27 protein-coding genes are annotated in these 25,999 nt (G+C 60.6%); 24 read left to right on the forward strand and 3 right to left on the reverse strand.

The window, feature by feature from the left end:
- Positions 1-499 precede the first annotated feature (499 nt).
- Genes rluC through TX24_RS28015 form a run of 3 tightly spaced genes read left to right on the forward strand, consistent with a single transcriptional unit; the run spans position 500 to position 3,113 of the window.
- Positions 500-1,459 carry a 23S rRNA pseudouridine(955/2504/2580) synthase RluC gene (gene rluC, locus TX24_RS28005; protein WP_003189264.1) on the forward strand — a complete coding sequence of 320 codons (960 nt, stop codon included), beginning with the start codon at positions 500-502 and terminating at the stop codon, positions 1,457-1,459.
- Entirely contained in the window at positions 1,446-2,108 is a 663-nt protein-coding gene (locus TX24_RS28010; protein WP_003189266.1) for an HAD-IA family hydrolase, read from the forward strand. Before rluC ends, TX24_RS28010 begins: the two co-directional genes overlap by 14 nt.
- A 21-nt stretch (positions 2,109-2,129) precedes the next feature.
- Positions 2,130-3,113 carry a S49 family peptidase gene (locus TX24_RS28015; protein WP_003189267.1) on the forward strand — a complete coding sequence of 328 codons (984 nt, stop codon included), beginning with the start codon at positions 2,130-2,132 and terminating at the stop codon, positions 3,111-3,113.
- A gap of 133 nt (positions 3,114-3,246) precedes the next feature.
- On the opposite strand, the gene TX24_RS28020 is transcribed toward TX24_RS28015, so the two are convergent.
- Positions 3,247-3,825, reverse strand: coding sequence for a Maf family protein (locus tag TX24_RS28020; RefSeq protein ID WP_003189269.1), 579 nt, complete (start codon positions 3,823-3,825; stop codon positions 3,247-3,249).
- Between the two features lie 105 nt (positions 3,826-3,930).
- On the opposite strand from TX24_RS28020, the gene TX24_RS28025 reads away from it, so the two are divergent.
- From TX24_RS28025 to TX24_RS28090, 14 genes are all read left to right on the forward strand, one after another.
- Positions 3,931-4,461, forward strand: a complete 531-nt coding sequence (locus tag TX24_RS28025; RefSeq protein WP_003175611.1) for a YceD family protein — start codon at positions 3,931-3,933, stop codon at positions 4,459-4,461.
- Positions 4,462-4,474: 13 nt separating this feature from the next.
- Positions 4,475-4,657, forward strand: coding sequence for a 50S ribosomal protein L32 (gene rpmF, locus TX24_RS28030; protein ID WP_003179396.1), 183 nt, complete (start codon positions 4,475-4,477; stop codon positions 4,655-4,657).
- 4 nt (positions 4,658-4,661) lie between these two features.
- A complete protein-coding gene (gene plsX / locus TX24_RS28035) occupies positions 4,662-5,672 on the forward strand; it encodes a phosphate acyltransferase PlsX (RefSeq protein ID WP_003189271.1) in 1,011 nt (336 codons plus the stop codon).
- Positions 5,673-5,798: 126 nt separating this feature from the next.
- Complete coding sequence (gene fabD, locus TX24_RS28040; RefSeq protein ID WP_034134932.1) at positions 5,799-6,737, forward strand: ACP S-malonyltransferase; 939 nt, start codon at positions 5,799-5,801, stop codon at positions 6,735-6,737.
- 24 nt (positions 6,738-6,761) lie between these two features.
- Positions 6,762-7,505: a 3-oxoacyl-ACP reductase FabG gene (fabG, locus tag TX24_RS28045; RefSeq protein WP_003189275.1), complete on the forward strand. Its 744-nt coding sequence runs from the start codon at positions 6,762-6,764 to the stop codon at positions 7,503-7,505.
- Positions 7,506-7,696: 191 nt separating this feature from the next.
- Positions 7,697-7,933, forward strand: a complete 237-nt coding sequence (gene acpP / locus TX24_RS28050; RefSeq protein ID WP_003175607.1) for an acyl carrier protein — start codon at positions 7,697-7,699, stop codon at positions 7,931-7,933.
- Between the two features lie 110 nt (positions 7,934-8,043).
- Positions 8,044-9,288 carry a beta-ketoacyl-ACP synthase II gene (gene fabF / locus TX24_RS28055; protein WP_003189277.1) on the forward strand — a complete coding sequence of 415 codons (1,245 nt, stop codon included), beginning with the start codon at positions 8,044-8,046 and terminating at the stop codon, positions 9,286-9,288.
- Positions 9,288-10,103 carry an aminodeoxychorismate lyase gene (gene pabC, locus TX24_RS28060; protein WP_034134970.1) on the forward strand — a complete coding sequence of 272 codons (816 nt, stop codon included), beginning with the start codon at positions 9,288-9,290 and terminating at the stop codon, positions 10,101-10,103. The genes fabF and pabC overlap by 1 nt, the downstream gene beginning before the upstream one ends.
- Position 10,104: 1 nt before the next feature.
- Entirely contained in the window at positions 10,105-11,241 is a 1,137-nt protein-coding gene (gene mltG, locus TX24_RS28065) for an endolytic transglycosylase MltG (protein WP_003189280.1), read from the forward strand.
- Between the two features lie 19 nt (positions 11,242-11,260).
- Positions 11,261-11,893 (forward strand): dTMP kinase, encoded by a 633-nt coding sequence (gene tmk / locus TX24_RS28070; protein WP_003189281.1) that lies wholly within the window; start codon positions 11,261-11,263, stop codon positions 11,891-11,893.
- Entirely contained in the window at positions 11,886-12,875 is a 990-nt protein-coding gene (locus TX24_RS28075) for a DNA polymerase III subunit delta' (RefSeq protein ID WP_057711889.1), read from the forward strand. Before tmk ends, TX24_RS28075 begins: the two co-directional genes overlap by 8 nt.
- A gap of 62 nt (positions 12,876-12,937) precedes the next feature.
- Positions 12,938-13,723: a TatD family hydrolase gene (locus tag TX24_RS28080; protein ID WP_003189285.1), complete on the forward strand. Its 786-nt coding sequence runs from the start codon at positions 12,938-12,940 to the stop codon at positions 13,721-13,723.
- 445 nt (positions 13,724-14,168) lie between these two features.
- Positions 14,169-14,834 (forward strand): TetR/AcrR family transcriptional regulator, encoded by a 666-nt coding sequence (locus tag TX24_RS28085; protein WP_003189287.1) that lies wholly within the window; start codon positions 14,169-14,171, stop codon positions 14,832-14,834.
- 139 nt (positions 14,835-14,973) lie between these two features.
- Positions 14,974-15,942 (forward strand): GTP 3',8-cyclase MoaA, encoded by a 969-nt coding sequence (locus tag TX24_RS28090; RefSeq protein ID WP_003189288.1) that lies wholly within the window; start codon positions 14,974-14,976, stop codon positions 15,940-15,942.
- Positions 15,943-16,568: 626 nt separating this feature from the next.
- Here TX24_RS28090 and TX24_RS28095 read toward each other — a convergent pair.
- Positions 16,569-18,044 carry an inorganic phosphate transporter gene (locus tag TX24_RS28095; RefSeq protein ID WP_003189291.1) on the reverse strand — a complete coding sequence of 492 codons (1,476 nt, stop codon included), beginning with the start codon at positions 18,042-18,044 and terminating at the stop codon, positions 16,569-16,571.
- Positions 18,045-18,376: 332 nt separating this feature from the next.
- Entirely contained in the window at positions 18,377-18,577 is a 201-nt protein-coding gene (locus tag TX24_RS28100; protein WP_003189295.1) for a hypothetical protein, read from the reverse strand.
- Positions 18,578-19,262: 685 nt separating this feature from the next.
- On the opposite strand from TX24_RS28100, the gene pcaR reads away from it, so the two are divergent.
- From pcaR to pcaG, 7 genes are all read left to right on the forward strand, one after another.
- The gene (gene pcaR, locus TX24_RS28105; protein WP_003189296.1) at positions 19,263-20,105 is read left to right on the forward strand and encodes a pca regulon transcriptional regulator PcaR; all 843 of its coding nucleotides are present in this window, start codon (positions 19,263-19,265) and stop codon (positions 20,103-20,105) included.
- Between the two features lie 152 nt (positions 20,106-20,257).
- Positions 20,258-21,598, forward strand: a complete 1,341-nt coding sequence (pcaK, locus tag TX24_RS28110; protein ID WP_003189298.1) for a 4-hydroxybenzoate transporter PcaK — start codon at positions 20,258-20,260, stop codon at positions 21,596-21,598.
- Between the two features lie 248 nt (positions 21,599-21,846).
- Positions 21,847-22,704 (forward strand): CoA transferase subunit A, encoded by an 858-nt coding sequence (locus TX24_RS28115; RefSeq protein ID WP_057711890.1) that lies wholly within the window; start codon positions 21,847-21,849, stop codon positions 22,702-22,704.
- Positions 22,704-23,483: a CoA-transferase subunit beta gene (locus TX24_RS28120; protein ID WP_057711891.1), complete on the forward strand. Its 780-nt coding sequence runs from the start codon at positions 22,704-22,706 to the stop codon at positions 23,481-23,483. Before TX24_RS28115 ends, TX24_RS28120 begins: the two co-directional genes overlap by 1 nt.
- The gene (pcaF, locus tag TX24_RS28125) at positions 23,480-24,682 is read left to right on the forward strand and encodes a 3-oxoadipyl-CoA thiolase (RefSeq protein ID WP_169855585.1); all 1,203 of its coding nucleotides are present in this window, start codon (positions 23,480-23,482) and stop codon (positions 24,680-24,682) included. Before TX24_RS28120 ends, pcaF begins: the two co-directional genes overlap by 4 nt.
- A gap of 21 nt (positions 24,683-24,703) precedes the next feature.
- Positions 24,704-25,408, forward strand: coding sequence for a protocatechuate 3,4-dioxygenase subunit beta (pcaH, locus tag TX24_RS28130; protein ID WP_003189306.1), 705 nt, complete (start codon positions 24,704-24,706; stop codon positions 25,406-25,408).
- Position 25,409: 1 nt separating this feature from the next.
- A complete protein-coding gene (pcaG, locus tag TX24_RS28135) occupies positions 25,410-25,976 on the forward strand; it encodes a protocatechuate 3,4-dioxygenase subunit alpha (protein WP_057711892.1) in 567 nt (188 codons plus the stop codon).
- Positions 25,977-25,999 lie beyond the last annotated feature (23 nt).

The following is a 25,999-nucleotide window of genomic DNA, read 5'->3' on the forward strand; positions in this document are numbered from 1 at the left end:
CACAGTCCGACGGTTGTGCATCTCCACCCTACACGTATCCCTGATAATTCGGGTGCTGCCGCGCGCAGAATCCGCAGCGGGTTGGCATTTACCGTGTACTCCAATGGGGAGTCCACGCTCATGGCTAAACAAGACTAGGTGTGGGCGGTTGCGCTCTCACTCAGCTCTTAACAGGCGTTGTTTCCGAAGCATTCGCCATGGTCTGGCTCAAAACTGACTGCACTTTGTGAACTGGCCGTAAATATCGGCGCAAAAGGCGAGTATTCACTCTGCTTTCTGCACTCGCTTCAGGCCTCATGTCACCTGCGCTTGTTACAATCTTGAGCCTTCCTGGGTGGCGAAAGCCCCGTAGGACGGCCTCGCGTCCTGATGAATTGCGATGGTCAGGGCCGGCAGTTTGCCGCATGTCCTCTGTCCAGGCCGCTTTTGGCGGCGTTCGCGACTATAGCAGTAATGATTAAGTGCTTCAATTCCATAAAAAATTGTTATCATCGCCGCCATGACGACTACCGCCCCCCCGACCCCCAGCGTCCAGCTGCTTGAGGTCTCGCCGGAATATGCCGGCCAACGCATCGACAATTTTCTCCTGGCCAGGCTCAAAGGCGTGCCCAAGACCTTGATTTACCGCATCTTGCGTAAAGGCGAAGTGCGCGTGAACAAGGGGCGCATCAAGCCTGAATACAAGCTGCAGGCGGGCGATATCGTCCGTGTGCCGCCCGTGCGCGTGCCTGAGCGCGACGAGCCGGTACCGCTGGCCCAAGGCCTCTTGCAGCGCCTGGAAGCGTCGATTGTGTTCGAAGACAACAAGCTGATCGTGATCAACAAGCCCTGTGGCATTGCGGTTCACGGTGGCAGTGGCTTGAACTTCGGCGTGATCGAAGCCTTTCGTCAGTTGCGCCCCGATTGCAAGGAGCTGGAGTTGGTTCATCGCCTGGACCGCGACACGTCTGGCCTGCTGATGATCGCCAAGAAGCGCAGCATGTTGCGCCATCTGCACACCGCCCTGCGTGGCGATGGCGTGGACAAACGCTACATGGCGCTGGTGCGCGGCAACTGGGCCAGCTCGATCAAGAGCGTGCGTGCGCCGTTGCAAAAGAGCAACCTGCGCTCCGGCGAGCGCATGGTCGAAGTGGATGAGGAGGGCAAAGAAGCCCTGACCCTGTTCAAGGTGCTGCGCCGCTTCGGGGACTTTGCCACCATGGTCGAGGCCAAGCCGGTGACCGGGCGCACCCACCAGATTCGGGTGCACACCCTGCATGCAGGTCACTGCATCGCCGGTGACACCAAGTACGGCGACGAGGATTTCTCCAAGGAAATTCGCGATCTGGGCGGTAAGCGGCTTTTCCTGCACGCCTACATGCTCACCGTGCCGCTGCCCGATGGCGGCGAGCTGAAACTGCAGGCGCCGGTCGATGAAATGTGGGCCAAGACCGTGGAGCGTTTGAGTGTCGCACCTTGACTACAAGCTGCTGATCTTCGATTGGGACGGGACGCTGGCCAATTCCATTGGCCGCATCGTCGAGTCCATGCACATGGCCTCGACCCGCTCGGGCTATGAGTTGTGCACGGACCTGGCAGTCAAGGGCATTATCGGCCTGGGCTTGCCTGAAGCCATTCGCACCCTGTACCCCGACATCAGCGACGCCGAGCTGGTAGCGTTTCGCGAGCACTACGCCGACCACTACATCGCGCTGGAAGCTACGCCTTCGCCGCTGTTTGAAGGCGTGGTGCAATCGCTGGAAGCGTTTCGTGCCCTGGGGTATCACCTGGCTGTCGCCACCGGCAAGGCTCGTCGCGGCCTGGACCGTGTGCTCAAGGCCCACGGCTGGGAAGATTACTTTGATATCACCCGCGCTGCGGATGAAACCGCCAGCAAGCCCCACCCGTTGATGCTGGAGCAGATCCTTGCACACTGTGGCGTAAAGCCACGTGAGGCATTGATGGTGGGCGATGCGTCTTTCGACCTGATGATGGCGCGCAATGCGGGCATGGACAGCGTCGCCGTCAGCTACGGCGCCCAGTCTGCCGAGGCATTGCAGCAATACGAACCGAAACTGACGATTGATCATTTTTCCGAACTGCAGGCCTGGCTCAGCCGGGCCCGATAAGTCTTTGCTGGGGTTGATGGCATGAGTGACGAGTGGAAAGCGCCTGAAAAGGCCGAGAGCAGTGATGATAAAAGCTGGAAGCTGCTGGAAAAGACCCTCCTGGCCAGCGTCCAGGAACAGCGGCGTTCGCGGCGCTGGGGGATTTTCTTCAAGCTGCTGACCTTTGTGTACCTGCTTGGGATGCTGGCGCTGTTCAGCCCGCTGATGGACATGGAAAAGAGCGCCACCCGCGGCAGTCATTACACCGCCTTGATCGAGGTGCGCGGCGTGATTGCCGACAAGGAGCCCGCCAGTGCCGACAATATCGTCACCAGCCTGCGCGCGGCCTTTGAGGACCCCAAGGTCAAAGGCGTGGTCCTGCGTATCAACAGCCCAGGCGGCAGCCCGGTGCAGTCGGGCTATGTGTATGACGAGATTCGTCGTCTGCGCGCCTTGCATCCGGATACCAAGCTCTATGCCGTGATCTCCGACCTGGGTGCCTCGGGCGCCTATTACATTGCCAGTGCCGCAGACCAGATCTATGCCGACAAGGCCAGCCTGGTGGGTTCTATTGGTGTGACCGCGGCCGGTTACGGTTTTGTCGGTGCTATGGAGAAGCTGGGGATAGAGCGTCGCACCTACACCTCGGGTGAGCACAAGTCGTTCCTCGATCCTTTCCAGCCGCAGAAGGCGGATGAAACCGCGTTCTGGCAGGGCGTTCTCGACACTACTCATCGTCAGTTCATCGCCAGCGTCAAGCAGGGCCGTGGGGATCGTCTGAAGGATAAAGACCATCCAGAGCTGTTCTCCGGCCTGGTCTGGTCGGGTGAACAGGCGTTGCCGCTGGGCCTGATCGATGGCCTGGGCAGTGCCAGTTCGGTGGCGCGGGATGTGGTGGGTGAGAAGGAGTTGGTGGATTTTACGGTTGAGGAATCGCCGTTTGATCGCTTCTCCAAGAAGCTCGGTGCCAGTGTGGCGGAGAAGCTAGCTCTGTATATGGGCTTCCAGGGGCCGTCCCTGCGCTGAAACCTGAAGGCTGACATAGCTCAAAATGTGGGAGCGGGCTTGCTCGCGAAGGCGCTGGATCAGTCGCACTTGTATTGGCTGACACTCCGCTTTCGCGAGCAAGCCCGCTTCCACATTTGGTTTTGCAGTGTTCTTAAGGGATTTTCACGCCTTCGGTCAGCAGCATGTCCACCAGCCGAATCAGTGGCAGTCCTATAAGGCTGGTCGCATCCGGCCCGTCCGTGCTCTGGAATAAGCTCACACCCAGTCCCTCTGCCTTGAAGCTGCCCGCACAGTCATAAGGCTGCTCGATCCGCAGGTAGCGCTCAATACGTTCTGCATCCAGTTCGCGCATGTGTACTGTGAACGGCACGCAGTCCACCTGGCAGTGCCCAGTCTCGCTGTTGAGCAGTGCCAGGCCAGTAAGGAAGCTCACGCGCTTGCCGCTGGCGGCCAGCAGTTGCTCGCGGGCGTTTTCGAAGGTGTGGGGCTTGCCGATGATTCGGCCTTGCAGTGCAGCGACCTGATCCGAGCCAATGATTAAATGGCCCGGATGGCTGGCGGCGAGGGCACGGGCTTTTTGCTCGGCCAGGCGCTTGACCAGTTCGATGGCGGACTCATCCGGGCGGTGGCTTTCGTCGATATCCGGCGAGCTGCAGGTGAATGGCAGGTGCAGGCGGCTCAGTAATTCCCGGCGATAGACCGAGCTGGACGCGAGTAATAAAGGCAGCATATACGTCTCCTCAAGGCAGTCGCCGATTCTAGCGACGTGACCGGCTGACGCACAGGGCTGAATTTCCTTTGACATGGCCGGGTGCATCCCTATAATGCTGCGCCTATGTTGAATGACCCGATTCCACCTCACGTTGACCCGCGCAAATTGGCTGATCGTGGCACCACCCTTCAAGGTGAAGTGCTGCTGGCCGATTTGGAGAGACTCTGCGACCCGCTTTCCGACACTGTCGGTACGGTGCAGGCGAAATTCGTTTTTGAACGAGATGAACGTAAATCTGTGGTAATCCACAGCGTTATCGACACCGAAGTCAAAATGGTTTGCCAGCGTTGTCTTGAGCTGGTCACCCTGCCGATCCACAGCGAATGCAGTTATGCTGTGGTGAAAGAGGGTGCGAATACCCAGTCGTTGCCGAAAGGTTATGACGTGCTGGAACTGGGCGAAGATCCATTGGATCTGCATGCACTGATCGAGGAGGAGCTTTTGCTCGCCTTGCCCATTGTGCCTGCTCATCATCCGGAAGAATGCCAGCAGCCGGAGGGTCTCGATGACGAGGCCGAGCCGAGCGAGGACGAGGTAACGCGGTCCAACCCGTTCAGTGTATTGGCGCAGTTAAAGCGTGACCCAAACGTTTAGGAGTTAATCAATTATGGCTGTTCAGCAGAACAAAAAATCCCGCTCCGCCCGTGACATGCGCCGTTCGCACGACGCTCTCGAGGCTAGCACCCTGTCTGTGGAAAAGACCACTGGTGAAGTTCACCTGCGTCACCACGTATCGCCAGAAGGCGTATACCGTGGCCGTAAAGTGATCGACAAGGGCGCTGACGAGTAATCACTTGTCTGCTCAAGTCATCGCGATTGACGCAATGGGCGGGGACTTCGGTCCCCGCAGCATTGTTCAGGCCTGCATTGCCAGCCTGTCTGCCACGCCCTCGCTGCACCTGACCCTCGTCGGTCAACCCTCCCTACTTGAAGAACTGATTGCCAGCCATCCGGCGGTGGATCGCGCGCGCCTGACGATTACGCCAGCCAGCGAAACCATTGGCATGGATGAAAAGCCGGCGGTTGCCCTGCGTGGCAAACCCGATTCTTCAATGCGGGTGGCCCTTGAGTTGTTGCGTGATGGCAAGGTGCAAGCCTGCGTCAGTGCCGGCAACACGGGCGCGTTGATGGCCTTGTCGCGGCATGTGCTCAAAACCTTGCCGGGTATTGATCGGCCGGCCATGGTGGCGGCGATCCCGACGCAGAAGGGCTATTGCCAACTGCTGGATCTGGGCGCCAATGTCGATTGCAGCGCCGAGCACCTGTTGCAGTTCGCCATAATGGGTTCGGTGGCCGCCGAGGCGCTCGGCGTAGCCCGACCCAGGGTGGCCCTGCTGAATATCGGTACCGAGGACATCAAGGGCAACCAGCAGGTCAAGCTTGCCGCCACCTTGTTGCAAGGCGCGCGGGGTTTGAACTACATCGGCTTTGTCGAGGGTGATGGTTTGTACCGCGGCGAAGCTGACGTGGTGGTGTGCGACGGCTTTGTCGGTAATATCCTGCTCAAGTCCAGCGAAGGCCTGGCAACTATGATTGCCACGCGTATTGAAGCTTTATTCAAGCGCAACCTGGCGTCACGTATGGTGGGTGCCCTCGCGCTGCCCCTGATGCGACGCCTGCAGGCCGACTTGGCGCCGGCACGGCACAACGGTGCAAGCTTTCTTGGCTTGCAGGGTATTGTGGTGAAAAGCCACGGTTCGGCCGGTGTGCTGGGCTTTCAAAGTGCAATTGCGCGGGCCCTGATCGAGATTCAAGAGAACCTGCCGCAACGCTTGCACGGCCGTCTTGAGGATCTGTTGCCTTAGGCGAATTGGCCCGGGAGTGCTTAAATGTGACCGGCCAGTTCAATTGACCATCCAATCTGTCAGTTTCGTTCGCTCCCACCGTAGGCGCGAGCATTTTTGACGACCAGATCATTAGGGGCTTGTTACATGTCTACATCCCTCGCATTCGTCTTTCCAGGGCAGGGTTCGCAGTCCCTCGGCATGTTGGCCGAGCTGGGCGCGCAATTTCCGCTGATCCTGGACACCTTCAAGGAAGCTTCCGACGCCCTGGGTTACGACCTGTGGGCACTGACCCAGCAAGGGCCGGAAGCGCTGCTCAACCAAACCGATAAAACCCAGCCGGCCATCCTGACCGCCTCGATCGCCCTGTGGCGCTTGTGGCTGGCAGAAGGCGGCGCCCGCCCTGCATTCGTCGCGGGTCACAGCCTGGGCGAGTACAGCGCCCTAGTGGCTGCGGGCAGCCTGACCTTGGCTGAAGCGGTCAAGCTGGTCGAGCGTCGTGGTCAACTGATGCAAGAAGCCGTTCCGGCCGGGCAGGGCGGCATGGCCGCTATCCTGGGCCTGGACGACGCGGTGGTGATCGAGGCCTGCGCCGAAGCGGCGCAAGGCGAAGTGGTCAGCGCGGTGAACTTCAACTCCCCAGGTCAGGTGGTGATCGCCGGCGCCAAGGCAGCTGTCGAGCGTGCCATCGAAGGTTGCAAGGCCCGTGGCGCCAAGCGAGCGTTGCCATTGCCGGTGAGCGTACCGTCCCACTGCGAACTGATGCGCCCGGCTGCCGAGCGTTTTGCCGAGTCTATCGCGGCCATCAACTGGCAGGCGCCGCAGATCCCGCTGGTGCAGAACGTCAGCGCGGCCGTGGCCGGCGACCTCGACACCCTCAAGCGCGACCTGCTGGAGCAACTGTACAAGCCGGTGCGCTGGGTTGAATCGGTCCAGACCCTGGCCGCCAACGGTGCCACCGAACTGGTCGAGTGCGGCCCGGGCAAAGTCCTGGCCGGCTTGAACAAGCGCTGCGCCGACGGTGTGTCGACCGCCAACCTCAATACCCCTGAAGCCTTCGCTGCCGCTCGCGCGGCACTGGCCTGAATCCCGTACTTAGGAGAAGCCTGCATGAGTCTGCAAGGTAAAGTTGCACTGGTTACCGGCGCAAGCCGTGGCATTGGCCAGGCCATCGCCCTGGAGCTGGGCCGTCAGGGCGCCGTTGTGATCGGCACCGCCACCTCCGCCTCGGGCGCCGAGCGTATCGCCGCGACCTTGAAGGAAAACGGCGTGCAAGGCACCGGTCTTGAACTGAATGTGACCAGCGATGAGTCCGTGGCTGCCGTACTGGCCCAGATCACTGCTCAGTTCGGTGCGCCGGCTATCCTGGTGAATAACGCCGGGATCACCCGTGACAACCTGATGATGCGCATGAAAGACGACGAGTGGTACGACGTGGTCGATACCAACCTGAACAGTCTGTTTCGCCTGTCCAAGGGCGTTTTGCGCGGCATGACCAAGGCGCGTTGGGGTCGAATTATCAATATTGGCTCCGTAGTGGGTGCCATGGGCAACGCAGGCCAAGTAAACTATGCCTCTGCCAAGGCCGGCCTGGAAGGTTTCAGCCGCGCACTGGCGCGTGAAGTCGGCTCGCGGTCGATTACGGTCAACTCGGTGGCCCCTGGGTTCATCGACACCGATATGACCCGCGAACTGCCGGAAGCACAGCGCGAAGCCTTGCTGACGCAGATTCCGCTGGGCCGTCTGGGCCAGGCCCAAGAGATCGCGAATGTGGTCACTTTCCTGGCATCTGACGGTGCGGCATACGTGACTGGGGCTACAATCCCGGTTAACGGCGGGATGTACATGAGTTAAATTGTGACGGATCGCTTCAAAAAAATGTCATACGAGCTGTCTAAAATCCGTTATAAAGCTGCAACTTAATTTATAGGCAGGTGGCCGACGGGGTACAGGGTGAAGCTTTCAGTTGAAAAGCTGAAATGGCTTTCTATACACTTACCCACTGGCCAGCTGCCTGAATTTGTCCATTAGGAGTTAAACAAGGTATGAGCACCATCGAAGAGCGCGTCAAGAAAATCGTCGCCGAGCAACTGGGCGTTAAGGAAGAAGAAGTGGTCAACACTGCTTCCTTCGTAGAAGACCTGGGTGCCGATTCCCTTGACACCGTTGAGCTGGTGATGGCTCTGGAAGAGGAATTCGAGACCGAAATCCCGGACGAAGAAGCTGAAAAAATCACTACTGTTCAAGCTGCCATCGACTACGTTACTAGCCACCAGGCGTAATAGTTTGTAGTCGTCGCTTGCTGTCAGGGAAAAACCGCACTGCTGTAACGGCGTGCGGTTTTTTCTTTAGCGGCGATGAAAAGTGTCGTCATTAGAAAAAGGAGAGTGCTGTGTCGCGTAGACGCGTCGTAGTCACCGGTATGGGTATGTTGTCGCCACTGGGTACGGATGTGCCGAGCAGTTGGGAGGGCATTCTGGCTGGCCGCAGTGGTATTGGTCTGATCGAACACACGGACCTTTCTGCCTATTCCACCCGTTTTGGCGGCTCGGTAAAGGGCTTCAATGTCGAGGAATATCTCTCGATCAAAGAGTCCCGCAAGCTCGACCTGTTCATTCAGTACGGCCTGGCTGCCGGTTTTCAGGCGGTGCGTAACGCTGGCCTGGAAGTCACCGACGCCAACCGTGACCGCATCGGCGTGGCCATGGGTTCGGGTATTGGCGGTCTGACCAATATCGAAGAAACCAGCCGTACGCTGCATGAGACTGGCCCACGTCGAATTTCACCGTTCTTCGTACCGGGCTCGATCATCAATATGATTTCCGGCTTCCTGTCCATCCACCTGGGAGCACAGGGACCTAACTACGCAATCGCCACGGCGTGCACCACCGGCACCCACTGCATTGGCATGGCGGCACGCAACATCGCGTACGACGAAGCTGACGTGATGATCGCCGGTGGCGCCGAAATGGCCGCGTGCGGCCTGGGCATGGGCGGCTTCGGCGCATCCCGTGCGCTGTCGACCCGCAATGACGAGCCGACCCGTGCCAGCCGTCCGTGGGACAAAGGCCGTGACGGCTTCGTGCTGTCCGACGGTGCCGGTGCGCTGGTGCTTGAAGAGTTGGAGCACGCCAAGGCGCGTGGCGCCACCATCTACGCCGAACTGATCGGTTTTGGCATGAGCGGTGACGCCTACCACATGACCTCACCGCCGTCCGACGGAGCGGGTGCTGCGCGTTGCATCACCAATGCCCTGCGCGATGCGAAGGTCAACCCCGACCAGGTGCAGTACATCAACGCCCATGGCACTTCGACCCCGACTGGCGACCTGGCGGAAGCCGAGGCCATCAAGTCGGTGTTCGGTGAGCATGCCTACAAGCTGGCAGTCAGCTCCACCAAGTCCATGACCGGCCACCTGTTGGGTGCGGCGGGCGCGGTCGAGGCGATCTTCAGTGTGATGGCAATCAGGGATCAGGTCGCTCCGCCGACCATCAACCTTGACGAGCCTGACGAAGGCTGCGACCTGAACTTCGTGCCCCACGAAGCGCAACCCATGCCGATCGACGTGGCGATTTCCAACTCGTTCGGTTTCGGTGGCACCAACGGTTCCCTGGTGTTTCGCCGGTTCGCCGAATGATGCACAGCTGGGTCGACGGTCAGCCAGCGGACAACGTGCCCCTGAAAGATCGCGGCCTGGCGTATGGCGATGGGGTCTTCGAGACCATCGCCGTCAAGGCCGGGCAGCCGTTGCTGCTCGACCGTCACCTGCAACGCCTGGAAGAGGGTTGCAGGCGTTTGGCATTGGTGGTGGATCACGGGTTGATTCGCCACGAAGTGCTGACCTTCGCCACTGCCCTTGGCGACGGGATTCTCAAATTGATCCTTACCCGTGGCGACAGCTTGCGCGGTTATGGCATCAACCCTGGCGCGCCGGTGCGCCGCATCTTGCAGGGCAGTGCGCCCGCTGTTTACCCACCCACTCATGAAGTCGAAGGCGTGCGCCTGTTTGCGTGTGCCACGCGTTTGGCGCAGCAGCCGCTGCTGGCCGGTATCAAGCACCTCAATCGTTTGGAGCAGGTGATCGCGCGTGCCGAATGGCAAGATACCGAACATGCCGAAGGCCTGATGCTGGACATGTCTGGTCGGGTGATCGAAGGCATATTCAGCAACCTTTTCCTGGTGCGCAACGGCTTGTTACTAACCGCTGATCTGAGCCGTTGTGGCGTTGCCGGCGTAATGCGCGCCGAAGTGCTGGCCCAGGCACAAGCGCTGGGCGTCCCGGTGGCCGTGGCCGACATCAGTATTGAGCAATTGCAACAGGCCGATGAAGTCTTCGTCTGCAACAGCGTATATGGCATTTGGCCGGTGCGTGGCTGCGCTGCGATGAGCTGGCCGGTTGGGCCGCTCACCCGTAAACTGCAGGGCATTGTTCGCGCGTTATTGGATATTTGAGTTGATACGAAAACTGGTGTTACTGCTGCAGATCAGCCTGGTCTCGGCGGCGTTGCTCGTGGGCTTTTCGGCCTGGAAACTCGACTCTGCCCTCAAGCAGCCCCTGAAGCTGCCTCAGGAGCAGTTACTCGACGTACCCGCTGGCGCTACGCCGACGGGCACCTTCAATCGTCTGGAAGCCGACGGCGTGCTCGACGATGCCTTTTGGCTGCGCCTGTACTGGCGCTTCAACCTCGAAGGCCAGCCGCTGCACAGCGGTGAGTACCGCATGAGTCCGGGCCTTACCGCTGAGGGTTTGATCGGCCTGTGGCAGCGCGGCGAAGTGGTGCAGTACAGCCTGACCTTGGTGGAGGGCTGGAATTTCCGTCAGGTGCGCACCGCCCTGGCCAAGCATGAAAAGATCGTGCAGACCCTGGCGGGCCTGACTGACAGCGAAGTGATGGATAAGCTCGGCCACCCAGGTGTGTTTCCTGAGGGGCGGTTCTTCCCCGACACCTACCGTTTTGTTCGCGGCATGACCGATGTCGAATTCCTGAAAAAAGCCTACAACCGCCTGGACGATGTACTCGCCCAGGAGTGGAGCAAGCGGGCTGCCGACGCGCCCTACACCGACCCTTACCAAGCGCTGATCATGGCGTCGCTGGTGGAAAAGGAGACCGGTGTGCCCCAGGAGCGCGGGCAGATTGCCGGTGTGTTTGTGCGTCGCCTGAAGATCGGTATGCTGCTGCAGACCGACCCCACCGTGATCTACGGCCTGGGTGAGCGCTACAACGGTAAATTGACCCGGGCCCACCTCAAGGAAGCCAACCCCTACAACACCTACATGGTCGCCGGCCTACCGCCTACGCCCATCGCGATGGTCGGCCGCGAGGCGATCCATGCCGCGTTGAACCCGGTGCCGGGCAGCAGCCTGTATTTCGTCGCCCGTGGCGATGGCAGCCATATTTTCTCGGATAACCTGGATGCGCATAATGCCGCCGTGCGTGAGTTCCAGCTCAAGCGCCGTGCCGATTACCGTTCCAGCCCGGCCCCGGTGGTGAAACCGCTGGAAGATTCGGCACCTTCCAGCGATGCACCCACCCCCGACGCACCGATCGAGCCCGCGCCGGACACTACCGCGCCGCAAAGCCCGCAATGACTCTGACTAAGGACTGCCTGTGACTGGCTTGTTTATTACCCTGGAAGGCCCGGAAGGCGCCGGCAAAAGCACTAACCGTGACTACCTGGCCGAGCGCCTGCGTGCGCAGGGCATCGAGGTGGTGCTGACCCGTGAGCCGGGCGGTACGCCTTTGGCTGAGCGCATCCGTGAAGTCCTGCTGGCCCCGGGTGACGAGCCGATGAACGCGGACACCGAGTTGCTCCTGGTGTTTGCCGCCCGGGCCCAGCACTTGGCCGAAGTGATTCGCCCAGCCCTGGCGCGGGGTGCCGTGGTGATCTGCGATCGTTTCACGGATTCCACCTACGCCTACCAGGGCGGGGGGCGGGGCTTGTCCATGGAGCGCATCGCCACCCTGGAAACCTTCGTGCAAGGCGATCTGCGCCCCGACCTGACCCTGTTGTTCGACCTGCCGGTGGAAGTGGGCATGGCCCGCGCCAGTGCGCGGGGCCGCCTGGACCGTTTCGAGTTGGAAGGCCTGGCCTTTTTTGATGCGGTGCGCAGTGCTTTTCTGCAGCGCGCCCAGGCTGAGCCCGCACGTTATTACCTGTTGGACGCCGCCCAGCCGCTGAGCCAGGTGCAACAGGCGATCGACGCGCTGTTGCCCACCCTGTTGGAGCGTAACCGTGGCTGAGTCCTACCCGTGGCAGGACGGACTCTGGCAGCAACTGGCAGGGCGCGCCCAGCACGCCCACGCCTATCTGCTGCATGGGCCGGTGGGCATCGGTAAACGCCACCTCGCCGAACGCCTGATGGGCAGCCTGTTGTGCCAACGCCCAGTCAACCTGGAGGCGTGTGGCGAGTGCAAGTCCTGCCTGTTGCTCAAGGCCGGCAGTCACCCGGACAACTATGTGCTGGAACCCGAGGAAGCGCATAAGGCCATCAAGGTCGACCAGGTGCGCGACCTGGTCAGCTTCGTGGTACAGACCGCGCAGATGGGCGGGCGCAAAGTGGTACTGATCGAGCCGGTCGAGGCGATGAATATCAACGCGGCTAACGCCTTGCTCAAAAGTCTTGAAGAGCCGTCCGGCGATACCGTGCTGTTGCTGGTGAGCCACCAGTCCAGCCGCTTGTTGCCGACCATTCGCAGCCGTTGCGTGCAGCAGGCTTGCCCGTTGCCCAGCGAAGCCATGAGCCTGCAATGGCTGGCGCAGGCCTTGCCGGAATGCAGCGCGGAAGAACGCGGCGAGTTGCTGACCCTGGCGGCCGGTTCGCCTTTGGCGGCAGTGAAGCTGCAGGCCCAGGGCGTGCGCGAACAGCGTGCACTGGTCGTGGATGGCGTGAAGAAACTACTCAAGCAGGAACTGTCCGCCACGCAACTGGCCGAAAGCGCCTGGAAGGACATTCCGCTGTTGCTGCTGTTCGACTGGTTCTGCGACTGGTCCAGCCTGATCCTGCGCTATCAGCTTACCCAGGATGAGAGCGGCCTGGGCCTGGCGGATATGCGCAAGGTCGTGCAATACCTGGCGCAAAAAAGTGCCCAGGACAAAGTGCTCAACATCCAGGACTGGATCCTCGCCCAGCGTCAGAAAGTCCTCGGCAAGGCCAACCTCAACCGCGTGCTGTTGCTCGAGGCATTGCTGGTGCAGTGGGTAGGCCTGCTCGGGCGCCGTTAAATTCCGTGGCCGACGGGTGTATCGTTGGCCCTACCTCTTTTGTGACTTAAGCCCTGATTCCTATGCTCGTAGATTCCCATTGCCACCTTGATCGCCTCGACCTTGCCCAGCACGGCGGCTCCCTCGACGCCGCCCTTGAAGCTGCCCGCCAGCGTGGGGTAGGGCACTTCCTGTGCATTGGCGTCAGCGCCGACAACGCCGCCGACGTCAAAGCCCTGGCTGATCGCTACGCCGACGTCGATTGCTCGGTGGGCATTCACCCGCTTGACCTCAAGCCTGGCGAAGCCCCGGCGCTCGATTGGTTACTGGGTGAACTCAACCACCCGCGGGTCGTGGCTATTGGCGAAACCGGCCTGGACTACCACTACGAGCCTGAAGCTGCCGAGTTGCAACAGGCCTCGTTCCGCCTGCACCTGCAAGCCGCCCAGCAGACGCGCAAGCCGGTGATTGTCCATACCCGAGGCGCCCGTGCCGATACCCTGGCCTTGCTGCGTGAAGCCGCGTTGCCGCAGGCTGGCGTGCTTCATTGCTTTACCGAAGACTGGGACATGGCCAAGGCGGCCCTGGACCTGGGGTTCTATATTTCCCTGTCGGGCATCGTCACCTTCCGCAATGCCGACGCGCTGCGCGATGTGGCCCGCCAGGTGCCTGCCGACCGCCTGTTGGTGGAAACCGACTCGCCGTACCTGGCACCCATCCCCCATCGCGGCAAGCCGAACCTGCCCGAATATGTACGTGACGTGGCTGATTACCTGGCGATGCTGCGCGGTGAGCCTTACGAGCGTTTTGCCGAGCAGACCACTGAAAACTTCAAGCGCCTGTTCCCGCTGGCTCACGTAGCAGGTTAAAGCGGCCGAATCGCAGGCAAAAAAAACCCGGGTTCTGGGGGGTGAATCCGGGCTAAGACCATTAGGAGTAAAACAAGGGCACGCAGTCCGTCGGTACCCAGGTCGACGCGTCACTTGGGGGAGATGTCGCGCCGACAGTTGAAGTATTGACCACTATCCCATTCAGTCCAGTCGTGATTGATCGTTTTTTAAACAGATTTGGAATACGCCGCCTTCGCTTGAGTTCTCATTGCGCTGATGGGCGGGTTCAGATGTTGCGTATTATTTCTGACTGATAACCACGAAATCGTTGGCGCATTGAAAGTTATGTGCCTGGCGGGTTCACATAGACATTGCCCAACGACCGTTCAGTCGGGATAATCCCTCGCATCGGGTAAATCGTATCGCCACGTATCCATGGCGCTGCGCAACCCTCCCTATTTCCGACCTTTGCAGACTCTTCCTCATGCACAAAGAACCCCGTAAGGTCCGTGAGTTTCGCCGCCGTGAGCAGGAAATTCTCGACACCGCGCTCAAGCTGTTCCTCGAACAAGGTGAAGACAGCGTCACCGTCGAGATGATTGCGGATGCCGTGGGTATCGGCAAAGGCACGATCTACAAACACTTCAAGTCCAAGGCCGAAATCTACCTGCGCCTGATGCTCGACTACGAGCGCGATTTGAACGAGTTGCTGCACTCGGCCGATGTCGACAAAGACAAGGAAGCCCTGTCCCGCGCTTACTTCGAGTTCCGCATGCGTGACCCGCAGCGCTATCGCCTGTTCGACCGCCTGGAAGAGAAGGTGGTCAAAGGTCACCAAGTGCCGGAGATGGTCGAGGAGCTGCACAAGATCCGCGCCTCGAACTTCGAACGACTGACCCTGCTGATCAAGGGCCGTATCAGCGAAGGCAAGCTTGAAGACGTGCCTCCGTATTTCCACTACTGCGCCGCCTGGGCCCTGGTGCATGGCGCTGTGGCGCTGTACCACTCGCCATTCTGGAGCAATGTGCTGGAAGATCAGGAAGGTTTCTTCCAATTCCTGATGGACATCGGCGTGCGCATGGGCAACAAGCGCAAGCACAGCCCGGAACTGCCGGGCGCCGAGAAGAGCGGCGAAACCCCTGCCACGTAAGTTATTCGCCACAGTGATGGCGCAATGATTTGCTGCCAGGCGCAGTAACCCAGGAATATACTCAGGCAAGGACCTTGCTAAAAGCTGAGTTATGAGTCAGCTTTTAGCGCGCCCGAATTATCCTCTGCCGGAGTGATCCATGATCGTTGATCGTCAAGGCAGGCGTTTTCGCAATTTGCGGATCAGCCTGACTTCAGCCTGCAACTATGCGTGTACCTATTGCGTGCCCGACGGCAAGCGGCTGGTGGCTGCCCAGGATGAACTGTCGGCCCAAGCCATGGCCCGGGGCGTGGCTTACCTGATCGAAGCGGCGGGTATCGAGCGCTTGCGCATTACTGGCGGTGAGCCGCTGGTCAGCCCCAAGCTGGAAGCCTTCATGGGCGCGGTAGGGCAGATGGGCCTGAGCGACATCAGCCTGACCACCAACGGCCAACTGCTGGCGCGCAAACTGCCGTTGCTGGTGGCTGCCGGCATTCGGCGCATCAATGTCTCCCTCGACACGCTGGATGCCGACGCTTTCCGCAGCATCGCCCGTGGCGGCGACCTGGCCACGGTGCTCGATGGCATGGATCAGGCCAGTGCTGCCGGGATCAAGATCAAGGTCAACATGGTGCCTTTGCGCGGCCAGAACCTGGACCAGGTGATGCCGCTGCTCGATTACTGCCTGCAGCGTGGTTACGAGCTGCGCTTTATCGAACTGATGCGCATGGGCCACCTGGCTAAAGACTCCAACGCATTCCTGCAACAGTTCGTCAGCTTGCAACAGCTGCTCAGCTTGATCGGCGAGCAACATGAATATCTGCAAGCCAACGCGCCCGTCGATGCGACAGCGGTACGTTATGAAGTGCCGGGCAAGGGCTTCTTCGGCGTGATCGCCAACGAGAGCGTACCCTTCTGCCGCACCTGTTCGCGGTTGCGATTGTCCTCCACCGGTTGGCTGCATGGGTGCCTGTCGTCCAGCAATCGCCATTATGTCGGTGACTTGCTCGATCAACCTCGTCACCAGGCATTGCCGGCGTTGCAGGGCTTGTTGATGAAAGCCTTGGCTGACAAGCAGGAAGTGGCGTTTTCCGGCGGTGCCACGATCATGAAGATCATCGGCGGCTGATCCCGTTTTAATTCAGTTGCACATCAGTGGTAGGAGCTGGCTTGCCAGCGATGCTTATAGATCCTTCACAGCTTTCTAGGTTGTAGCCACCGACGGTCACCACGATGCGATGCGAGCCGCTCTTGATCTTGCTTTTGATCTCAGGCGCCCCGTTAAACCACGCTGGCCGGAATTCGACAGGGATTTGGGGGGGGAACCGGCAGGGATGCCGGTTTAGCCGTCCCGCGCCATGGATGGCGCGTGGCGGCGGCCCCCCAAATCACTGGTGGATTACGGGCACACCGAGCCTAAGCGAGGTGCCGAGTGGTGGGGCAAGAGCCCTTTGGTTACTTTGGGCTGGGCCGGCATTCCGGCTTTTCCAAAGTGAGCCGCCGTCAGGGCGGAACCCTAAGTGGCCGTTACCGCAGCAATGGATATGTACACGGCCCAACTGTGTTGACTGTCAGGCCGCCATCGCAGGCAAGTCAGCTCCCACAGTTTGACTGCGGGGTGTCAGGTAGGTATGTGTCGGCTGTCCGGTCGCCACGGGGGCAAGATGCCTTGCCACAGGTGGACTACGGTGCGCTTGGAACATAAAAAAAGGTGCGACCCTCGCGGATCGCACCTTTTTTATTGCCGGCTGGCTATCAGTTGCCCAATGCCTTGGACGCCAACCAGAACAATCCGGCCGAGAGGCCTACGGTCGCTGGCAAGGTCAATACCCAAGCCATCAGGATGGTCTTGACCGTGCCACCTTGCAGGCCGCTCTTGTTGGCAACCATCGTGCCCGCCACGCCAGAAGACAGGACGTGAGTGGTGGACACTGGCAGGGCGAAGATATTGGCAAAGCCGATCATGGTGGCCGTGGTGATTTGCGCCGACATGCCCTGGGCATAGGTCATGCCTTGCTTGCCGATCTTCTCACCGATGGTCAGCACCACGCGCTTCCAGCCCACCATGGTGCCCAGGCCCAGGGCCAGTGCGACCGCGAGGATCACCCAGAACGGGGCGTACTCGGTGGTGGCGGTCAGGTCTTTGCGCAGCTTGTCGAGGTCGGACTTCTCACGGGAGTCCAGGCCTGGCAGCTTGCCGACTTTCTTCGCGGTGTCATCCAGGCAAAGCAGGTAACGACGCACTTCGATGCGGTGGTCGGCCGTCAGCGAGTGGTAGTCCGAGACGCCCTTGAGGGTGCCCAGCAGCGCGTTGATCGTCGGTTCGGTCTGCTGCGGGTTGCAGCGGAACTTGCCCGGCAGGTCATCCTTCACGCTTTTGCCCAGGGCCAGGAACTCACCGAGGGTCTCGTGGTTGCGCTGGTAGAACTGGTTCAGGTGCAGGGTGGCGTCGCGGGTACGTTCGATCTGGTAGGTGGTGCTGCCCAGGTCCAATACGAACTGCGCCGGCACGATGCCGATGAGCACCAGCATGATCAGGCCGATGCCTTTCTGGCCATCGTTGGAGCCGTGCACGAAGCTCACAGCCATGGCCGAAATCACCAGCACCAGGCGGTTCCAGAACGGCGGGTGCTTTTTGTCGTCAAGCTTGCGGCGCTGGTCCGGGGTCTTGTGCATCTTCGACAGCGGGCGCCACCACTTCAGGCCGATCAGCACCAGGGCGGCGACCAGGAAGCCCGCCATCGGCGAGAACACCAGCGACGCGCCGATATCCACGGCCTTCTGCCAGTTCACACCGTCAGCCAGGGGGATGTCGTTGATCAACGCGTTGGCCAGGCCGACACCGAGGATCGAGCCGATCAGGGTGTGGGAACTGGAGGCGGGGATACCGAAGTACCAGGTGCCCAGGTTCCAGGTGATTGCCGCCGCCAACAACGAGAAGACCATTGCCAAGCCATGGCCGGTGTTCACATTGATCAGCAACTCCACCGGCAGCAAGTGCACGATGGCGTAGGCGACACCGACACCACCGAGCAATACGCCGAGGAAATTGAACACCCCGGAGAAGAACACGGCCAAGTGTGGCGGCATGGCTTTGGTATAGATGACTGTGGCCACCGCGTTAGCGGTGTCATGAAAGCCATTGATGAACTCGAAGGCGAGGACAAAGGCCAGGGCGAGCAACAGGCTCACGAGAACCCAAGCATCCAGTCCGCTGAATAAATCGATCATGAAGGTTTTCTGACCCGGTCGTAAGGGGGCGCGATTATGCCAGAAAACATCAGTAATCGATGCATTAGCTGCTCATCGGTAACAATCTTCCTGGAAAAAAATGCGGCAAGACGCACGCATCCCAGGGTTTTCGGGGCTTTGGCAAGTCTTTGATTTATAAAGCGCAGGCCCCAGAAGACGGGCGTTCTTCATGAAAACGCCATGCCTGAAACATTTGTATGAAATTTCGTAGGTGGATGTAGGTTGCTGACCAGCGGACGCTAAAGCAGGTGCCCTCTGCCAGTACTGCACCGGCAGAGACAGCACGACTCTTGAAGCTCGAACCGAAGCGCTTATGGCTCCTCGGTCTTGAGTTCCTGCTCGATCTTTTGGATTTCCTGGGCAAATGCCTGGTCTAGCAGGCTGGCACGTTTACGCCATGGCTTGCGTTCCGGCTCGGGTTGCGCGGCGTAGGTGGTGACTTCCCCGCCGTAGACATCCTTGTAACGTTGCTCCTGGCGCTCAAGTTCCGCGCGCAGTTCATCTTTCGTCACAGTATTACCTAATTGAGTTGAGTTTATTGATTGCGCAGCGTCATGCCTGAAAGTCGTGCTCGGGCGATACCAAATAAAACAGGCGAACCGTTCAAGTTGGTACATGGGCCTGAAGGCCGTTCTTTCAAGCGAGTACTTGTGACCGGCGTTGCCAGCAGCCTGCAATGCCTGGTGAGCTCCACTCCCGATGGTGATACCGGGCTGACCTCTGCACAGGTTGCATTATAGCGGCGCATTTGAATAACACTATCATCATGAAGTTAAAAAGCGTCAACGACATGTCTGGAGTTTGTTACATACCGCCGCGTTATTTGTGAACACCGTCATCTTCATGTCTACATTTGAGTTACACGCACATCTCATGTGGGAGCGGGCTTGCTCGCGAAGGCGGTGCGTCAGTCAACATGTATGTTGCTGGGCGGACCTCTTCGCGAGCAAACCCGCTCCCACATGAGTTCTGCGTTGATTTCGCTTGATTGATCGGCATTAGGGTAGATGTCTACGCTTTACAGAGGCATCAGGCAAATCTGAAACGTTAGCGGGTGGGGCTGCGCCAAATTGCGATAATCGCATGATCGTCCGATAATCGCCCAATGTTGCCGCCGCTGGCTTGTGCGGTACGGCCGGCACGGCTTGTAATAGCCGCCAACCCTCCCGTGGTGATAACAAGAGAAGGCCCTTTGAAATGAACGATCAATTGCGCAACTCCTTTGCATCAGTGGCGCCGCCGATCGTGGCTTCACCGGCCAAGCGTATCCAGGCATTCACCGGTGATCCGGATTTCATGACGTCCCTGGCCCGTGGCCTGGCCGTGGTGCAGGCGTTCCAGGAGCGCAAGCGTCACCTGACCATCGCCCAGATCAGCCACCGTACCGAAATTCCCCGCGCCGCCGTGCGCCGTTGCCTGCATACCTTGATCAAGCTCGGCTACGCCACCACGGACGGGCGCACCTATTCGTTGTTGCCCAAAGTGCTGACCCTCGGTCATGCCTATCTGTCGTCCACACCGCTGGCTGTCTCGGCCCAGCCTTATCTGGACCGCATGAGCGAGCAACTGCATGAAGCCTGCAACATGGCGACCCTGGAGGGCGATGACATCCTTTATATCGCCCGTTCTGCCACTACCCAGCGCCTGATCTCGGTTGACCTTTCGGTAGGCGGGCGCTTGCCTGCGTATTGCACGTCCATGGGCCGCATTCTGCTGGCCGCCCTCGACGATGCCTCGCTGCAGGATTACCTCGACCATGCCGACCTGCAAACCAAGACCAGCCGCACTCTGACCACGCCGCAAGCGTTATTTGAATGCCTGCAACAGGTGCGTCAGCAGGGCTGGTGCATTGTCGACCAGGAATTGGAGCAGGGCCTGCGTTCCATCGCGGTGCCGGTGTATGACGCGTCCGGCCAGGTGTTGGCCGCGCTGAATGTCAGCACCCACGCCGGGCGGGTCAGCCGCAGCGAGTTGGAGCAGCGCTTTTTGCCGAGCATGCTCAGCGCCAGCCGTGAGCTGAGTGCGCAACTGTTTGCCTAACCTAAGATGTTCGGTGACCGCACAGATCCCGACTGGCTCGATTGACGGTGTTTCCCTTGGCTTATTAATGTGCGGCAGCGCTCTGAGGAGCTGCCCCCTATAAGAATGACGACCTCAGGTTGTCAGCCCGCCATCGGTGTGGAATAAAAATAATGAATCAGCCTTCTGTCGGTACCACCCTGGACGTACAGTCCTTTATCAACGCCCAGCCACTCTCGCGCTATCAGTGGCGCGTGGTGATCCTGTGTTTCCTGATTGTCTTTCTCGACGGCCTCGACACGGCCGCCATGGGCTTTATCGCGCCCGCGCTGTCCCAGGACTGGGGCATCGACCGCGCCAGCCTCGGCCCGGTGATGAGCGCCGCGTTGATCGGCATGGTGTTCGGCGCACTCGGTTCCGGCCCGCTGGCCGACCGCTTTGGCCGCAAAGTCGTGCTGGTCGGCGCGGTGTTGGTGTTTGGTGCGTTCAGCCTGGCGTCGGCCTACAGCACCAATGTCGACCAGTTGCTGGTACTGCGCTTTCTCACCGGCCTGGGCCTGGGCGCCGGCATGCCGAATGCCACCACCTTGCTCTCTGAATACACCCCCGAGCGGCATAAATCCTTGTTGGTGACCAGCATGTTCTGTGGCTTCAACCTGGGCATGGCCGGCGGTGGGTTTATTTCGGCCAAGCTGATCCCCGCGTTCGGCTGGCACAGCCTGTTACTGATCGGCGGCATCCTGCCGTTGATCCTCGCGGTGGTGCTGTTGGTTTGGCTGCCGGAGTCGGCGCGTTACCTGGTGGTGCGCAATCGCGGCACTGACAAGGTGCGCAAGACCCTGGCCCCTATCGAGCCAAGCATCGTCGCCCAGGCCACTCACTTCAGCGTGCCGGAGCAAAAAACCGTCAAGGCCCGCAATGTGTTCGCGGTGATCTTCTCGGGCACCTACAGCGCTGGCACCTTGCTGTTGTGGCTCACGTACTTCATGGGCCTGGTGATTGTTTACCTGCTGACCAGTTGGCTCCCCACCTTGATGCGTGACAGCGGCGCGAGCATGGAGCAGGCCGCGTTTATCGGCGCGTTGTTCCAGTTTGGTGGGGTGCTGAGCGCGGTGGGCGTGGGCTGGGCGATGGACCGGTTCAACCCGCACAAAGTGATCGGCACGTTCTATCTGCTGGCCGGGGTGTTTGCCTACGCGGTGGGGCAGAGCCTGGGCAACATCACGCTGTTGGCCACCCTGGTGCTGGTCGCCGGGATGTGCGTCAACGGTGCGCAATCGGCGATGCCGTCGCTGGCGGCACGTTTCTACCCCACCCAGGGCCGTGCCACCGGGGTGTCGTGGATGCTCGGCATCGGCCGCTTCGGCGCGATCCTGGGGGCGTGGATGGGCGCGACCTTGCTGGGCCTGGGCTGGAACTTCGAGCAGGTGCTCACGGCGCTGGTGATTCCGGCGGCATTGGCCACGGCAGCGGTGGTGATCAAGGGCATGGTCAGCCATGCCGATGCAACCTGAAACCGATCACTATCCCTGTGGGAGCTGGCTTGCCTGCGATAGCGGTGCTGAATTCACTCGCGCCATCGCAGGCAAGCCAGCTCCCACATTGACCCTGTTCTTTGCGATGGTTAGTTAAGCAACAATCGGTTCGATAATCGAACACTCAGTCGATTATCGGATTGTTTGGCCCATTACCCCGGCTTAACCTTCAAGCACTTCGGCGCCACCTCAGCGCCTTTTTCGATCAACACCGGGAGCCCAACCCCATGGCTGAAATCCTCACCCTGCGTGATGCGGTCAAGCGCTTCGTGAACGACGGCGATACCGTCGCCCTTGAAGGCTTCACCCACCTGATCCCTACGGCCGCAGGCCATGAAATCATTCGTCAGGGCAAGAAAGACCTGACACTGGTGCGCATGACGCCTGACCTGATCTACGACCAGTTGATCGGTGCCGGCTGTGCACGCAAGTTGATTTTCTCCTGGGGCGGCAACCCGGGCGTGGGTTCCCTGCATCGCCTGCGTGACGCGGTAGAGAAACAATGGCCGCAAGCGCTGGAGATTGAAGAGCATAGCCACGCCGACCTGGCCAATGCCTACGTCGCCGGTGCCTCCGGCCTGCCGTTCGCGGTGTTGCGTGCCTACGCCGGTTCCGACTTGCCCAAGGTCAACCCGCTGATCAAGACCGTCACCTGCCCCTTCACGGGTGAAGTGCTGGCGGCGGTGCCATCGGTGCGCCCGGACATCACTGTGATTCACGCGCAGAAAGCCGACCACAAAGGCAACGTGCTGCTCTGGGGCATTCTCGGGGTGCAAAAGGAAGCGGCCCTGGCGGCCAAGCGCTGCATCGTCACCGTCGAGGAAATCGTCGACGACCTGAATGCGCCGATGAACAGCTGCGTGCTGCCGACCTGGGCGCTGACGGCGGTGTGTCATGTACCCGGTGGTGCGCATCCTTCCTATGCGCACGGCTACAACGAGCGGGATAACCGCTTCTATCAGGCGTGGGACCCGATTGCCCGCGACCGTGGGACCTTTACCGCCTGGATCGACGAATACATCCACGGCACTGCCGACTTCAGTGAATTCCAGGCCAAGCTGGCCACCGCGCAGGAGGCTAAGTAATGGCTTACTCCACCAATGAAATGATGACCGTCGCCGCCGCACGCCGCCTCAAGAACGGCTCGGTGTGCTTCGTCGGCATCGGCCTGCCATCGAAGGCCGCCAACCTGGCGCGCCTGACATCGTCGCCGGATGTGGTGCTGATCTACGAGTCGGGCCCGATTGGGGCCAAGCCCAGCGTATTGCCGCTGTCCATCGGTGATGGCGAGCTGGCGGAGACCGCTGACACTGTGGTGCCCACCGGTGAGATCTTTCGCTACTGGCTGCAGGGCGGGCGTATTGATGTGGGTTTTCTCGGCGCGGCCCAGGTCGACCGTTTCGGCAATATCAACACCACCGTGGTCGGTGATTATCACCAGCCCAAAGTGCGTTTGCCGGGTGCCGGTGGCGCGCCGGAAATCGCCGGTTCCGCCAAGAGCGTGCTGATCATCCTGAAGCAGTCGTCCCGTTCGTTTGTCGACAAACTCGATTTCATCACCTCTGTGGGGCACGGCGAAGGTGGCGACTCGCGCAAGCGTCTGGGCCTGCCCGGCGCCGGCCCGGTGGGCATCATTACCGACCTGTGCATCATGGAACCGGAGGATGGCAGCCATGAGTTCGTGGTCACTGCGCTGCACCCCGGCGTGACCCGCGAGCAAGTGGTCGCCGCCACCGGCTGGGCGATTCGCTTTGCCGACCAGGTGAGCACCACCGCTGAGCCCACCGAGACCGAATTGACCGCCCTGCGTGACCTCGAAGCGCGCACTGCGGCTGCCCACGGCCAAGCACCGGGAGAAGCCTGATGCGCGAGGTTTATATCTGTGATGCCATTCGCACACCTATCGGCCGTTTCGGCGGTGGCCTGTCCACGGTGCGTGCCGACGACCTGGCGGCGCTGCCAATCAAGGCGTTGATCGAGCGCAACCCATCGGTGGACTGGAGCGCCGTAGACGAAGTCTTCCTCGGCTGCGCCAACCAGGCCGGTGAAGATAACCGCAACGTGGCACGCATGGCGTTGCTGCTGGCGGGGCTGCCGGAAAGCATTCCCGGCGTGACCCTCAACCGCCTGTGCGCCTCGGGCATGGATGCCATCGGCACCGCCTTTCGTGCGATTGCCAGCGGTGAAATGGAGCTGGCGATTGCCGGTGGCGTCGAATCGATGTCCCGCGCTCCGTTTGTGATGGGCAAGGCCGACGCGGCGTTTTCGCGCAACATGAAGTTGGAAGACACCACCATTGGCTGGCGTTTTATCAACCCGCTGATGAAGGCCCAGTACGGCGTGGATGCCATGCCGCAGACCGCCGATAACGTGGCCGACGACTACCAGGTTTCCCGCGCCGACCAGGACGCTTTCGCCCTGCGCAGCCAGCAACGCACCGCCGCCGCCCAGGCCGCCGGATTCTTTGCCGAGGAAATCGTACCGGTGCGGGTCGCGCATAAAAAAGGCGAAACCCTGGTGGAACACGATGAACACCCACGGGACACCACGTTGGAAGCCTTGGCCAAGCTCAAGCCGGTCAACGGTGCGGACAAGACCGTCACCGCCGGCAATGCCTCGGGCGTCAACGACGGCGCCGCCGCGTTGATCCTCGCCAGCGCCGAGGCCGTCAAGCAACACGGCCTCACCGCTCGCGCCCGTGTGCTGGGCATGGCCAGTGCCGGTGTCGCCCCGCGGGTGATGGGCATCGGCCCGGTGCCGGCGGTGCGCAAGCTGGTGGAGCGCCTGGGGTTGGCGGTCACCGATTTTGACGTGATCGAACTCAACGAAGCCTTCGCCAGCCAAGGCCTGGCGGTGCTGCGCGAGCTGGGTATTGCCGACGATGCGCCCCAGGTCAACCCCAACGGCGGCGCCATTGCCCTCGGCCACCCCTTGGGGATGAGTGGTGCGCGGTTGGTACTGACGGCCCTGCACCAATTGGAAAAAACCGGCGGCAGAAAAGGCCTGGCAACCATGTGCGTTGGCGTTGGCCAAGGCCTGGCCCTGGCGATTGAACGCGTCTGATAACTAAAAGAGGATTGCTCCATGAGTGACAAGCCCGGTTACCGGCGCCCGCAAGCGGGCACTCAACCTGATTACCTGCACCCGGCCTACCAGTCGACGAACCTGCGTTCGCCGTCCCAGCCTTTGGTGTTCCTGCCCCATTCCTTGTCGGAAATCACCGGCCCGACCATCGGCGCCGAACGTATCAATGACAAGGACAACGACCTGACAGCCCAGCATGACGGCGAGCCGCAAGGCGAGCGCATCATCATTCATGGCCGCGTGCTGGACGAAAACGGCCTGCCAGTGCCGGGCATTCTTGTGGAGATCTGGCAGGCCAACGCCGCCGGCCGCTACAACCACAAGCGCGACCTGCACGATGCACCCCTGGACCCGAATTTCACCGGAACCGGGCGCACCGTCACCGACGCCGACGGCTGGTACCAGTTCCAGACCATCAAGCCTGGCGCCTACCCGTGGGGCAACCACCACAACGCGTGGCGCCCGGCGCATATCCACTTTTCGCTGTTTGGCCCCAGCGTGCTGACGCGCTTGGTGACGCAGATGTATTTTCCGGGCGATCCGTTGCTGGAATACGACCCGATCTACAACTGCGTGCCGGACACCAGCGCCAAGCAACGCTTGATCGCTCGCTTCGATCTGGAAAAAACCATTCCTTCCTATGCCCTCGGCTACCGCTGGGACATCGTCCTGCGCGGCCGCGACGCCACGCCGATGGAGAAATGAGATGACACTCAACGCGACCACGTCCCACACCGTCGGGCCGTATTACCACATTGGCCTGACCTGGCTGAACCGTGAAGACCTGACCGTCACTGCCACCCTCGGCGAACGCGTGGCAATCACCGGGCAAGTGGTGGACGGCAACGGTGATGTCGTCAACGACGCCATGCTGGAAGTCTGGCAGGCCAATGCCGCCGGCAAATATGCCCACCCCGAAGACGAGCAGGACAAAGCGCTCGACCCGAACTTCGAAGGCTTCGGCCGCGTGCCGGTGGATGCCCAAGGGCGTTTTCGCTTTACCACCATCAAGCCTGGCAGTGTGCCGGGGCTCAAGGGCACCACCCAGGCGCCGCACTTGGTGGTGCTGGTGTTTGCCCGTGGGTTGGTGAAGCACTTGCTGACGCGGATTTATTTTGACGGTGAGGCCTTGAATGGCGATGACCCGTTGCTGGCGTGTGTACCGGCCGAACGTCGTAGCACCCTGATTGCCAAGGCGGATGCGGCAGGGGTGTATCAGTGGAATGTGATTTTGCAGGGCACAGATAAGGAAACGGTGTTCTTCGACTATTGAGTTGGCTGTAGGGCCCCATTGAC

The sequence above is a fragment of the Pseudomonas lactis genome, from assembly GCF_001439845.1.
Taxonomy (GTDB): domain Bacteria; phylum Pseudomonadota; class Gammaproteobacteria; order Pseudomonadales; family Pseudomonadaceae; genus Aquipseudomonas; species Aquipseudomonas lactis.

Coding starts and splice junctions, on each gene's coding strand:
- TX24_RS28120 (WP_057711891.1), top strand. CDS start 22,704: ATGGCTTACTCCACCAATGAAATGATGACCGTCGCCGCCGCACGCCGC.
- pabC (WP_034134970.1), top strand. CDS start 9,288: ATGCACAGCTGGGTCGACGGTCAGCCAGCGGACAACGTGCCCCTGAAA.
- rluC (WP_003189264.1), top strand. CDS start 500: ATGACGACTACCGCCCCCCCGACCCCCAGCGTCCAGCTGCTTGAGGTC.
- acpP (WP_003175607.1), top strand. CDS start 7,697: ATGAGCACCATCGAAGAGCGCGTCAAGAAAATCGTCGCCGAGCAACTG.
- TX24_RS28095 (WP_003189291.1), bottom strand. CDS start 18,044: ATGATCGATTTATTCAGCGGACTGGATGCTTGGGTTCTCGTGAGCCTG.
- TX24_RS28080 (WP_003189285.1), top strand. CDS start 12,938: ATGCTCGTAGATTCCCATTGCCACCTTGATCGCCTCGACCTTGCCCAG.
- pcaH (WP_003189306.1), top strand. CDS start 24,704: ATGAGTGACAAGCCCGGTTACCGGCGCCCGCAAGCGGGCACTCAACCT.
- TX24_RS28025 (WP_003175611.1), top strand. CDS start 3,931: ATGTTGAATGACCCGATTCCACCTCACGTTGACCCGCGCAAATTGGCT.
- fabG (WP_003189275.1), top strand. CDS start 6,762: ATGAGTCTGCAAGGTAAAGTTGCACTGGTTACCGGCGCAAGCCGTGGC.
- TX24_RS28090 (WP_003189288.1), top strand. CDS start 14,974: ATGATCGTTGATCGTCAAGGCAGGCGTTTTCGCAATTTGCGGATCAGC.
- pcaK (WP_003189298.1), top strand. CDS start 20,258: ATGAATCAGCCTTCTGTCGGTACCACCCTGGACGTACAGTCCTTTATC.
- TX24_RS28020 (WP_003189269.1), bottom strand. CDS start 3,825: ATGCTGCCTTTATTACTCGCGTCCAGCTCGGTCTATCGCCGGGAATTA.
- rpmF (WP_003179396.1), top strand. CDS start 4,475: ATGGCTGTTCAGCAGAACAAAAAATCCCGCTCCGCCCGTGACATGCGC.
- TX24_RS28015 (WP_003189267.1), top strand. CDS start 2,130: ATGAGTGACGAGTGGAAAGCGCCTGAAAAGGCCGAGAGCAGTGATGAT.
- TX24_RS28115 (WP_057711890.1), top strand. CDS start 21,847: ATGGCTGAAATCCTCACCCTGCGTGATGCGGTCAAGCGCTTCGTGAAC.
- TX24_RS28085 (WP_003189287.1), top strand. CDS start 14,169: ATGCACAAAGAACCCCGTAAGGTCCGTGAGTTTCGCCGCCGTGAGCAG.
- pcaR (WP_003189296.1), top strand. CDS start 19,263: ATGAACGATCAATTGCGCAACTCCTTTGCATCAGTGGCGCCGCCGATC.
- pcaG (WP_057711892.1), top strand. CDS start 25,410: ATGACACTCAACGCGACCACGTCCCACACCGTCGGGCCGTATTACCAC.
- fabD (WP_034134932.1), top strand. CDS start 5,799: ATGTCTACATCCCTCGCATTCGTCTTTCCAGGGCAGGGTTCGCAGTCC.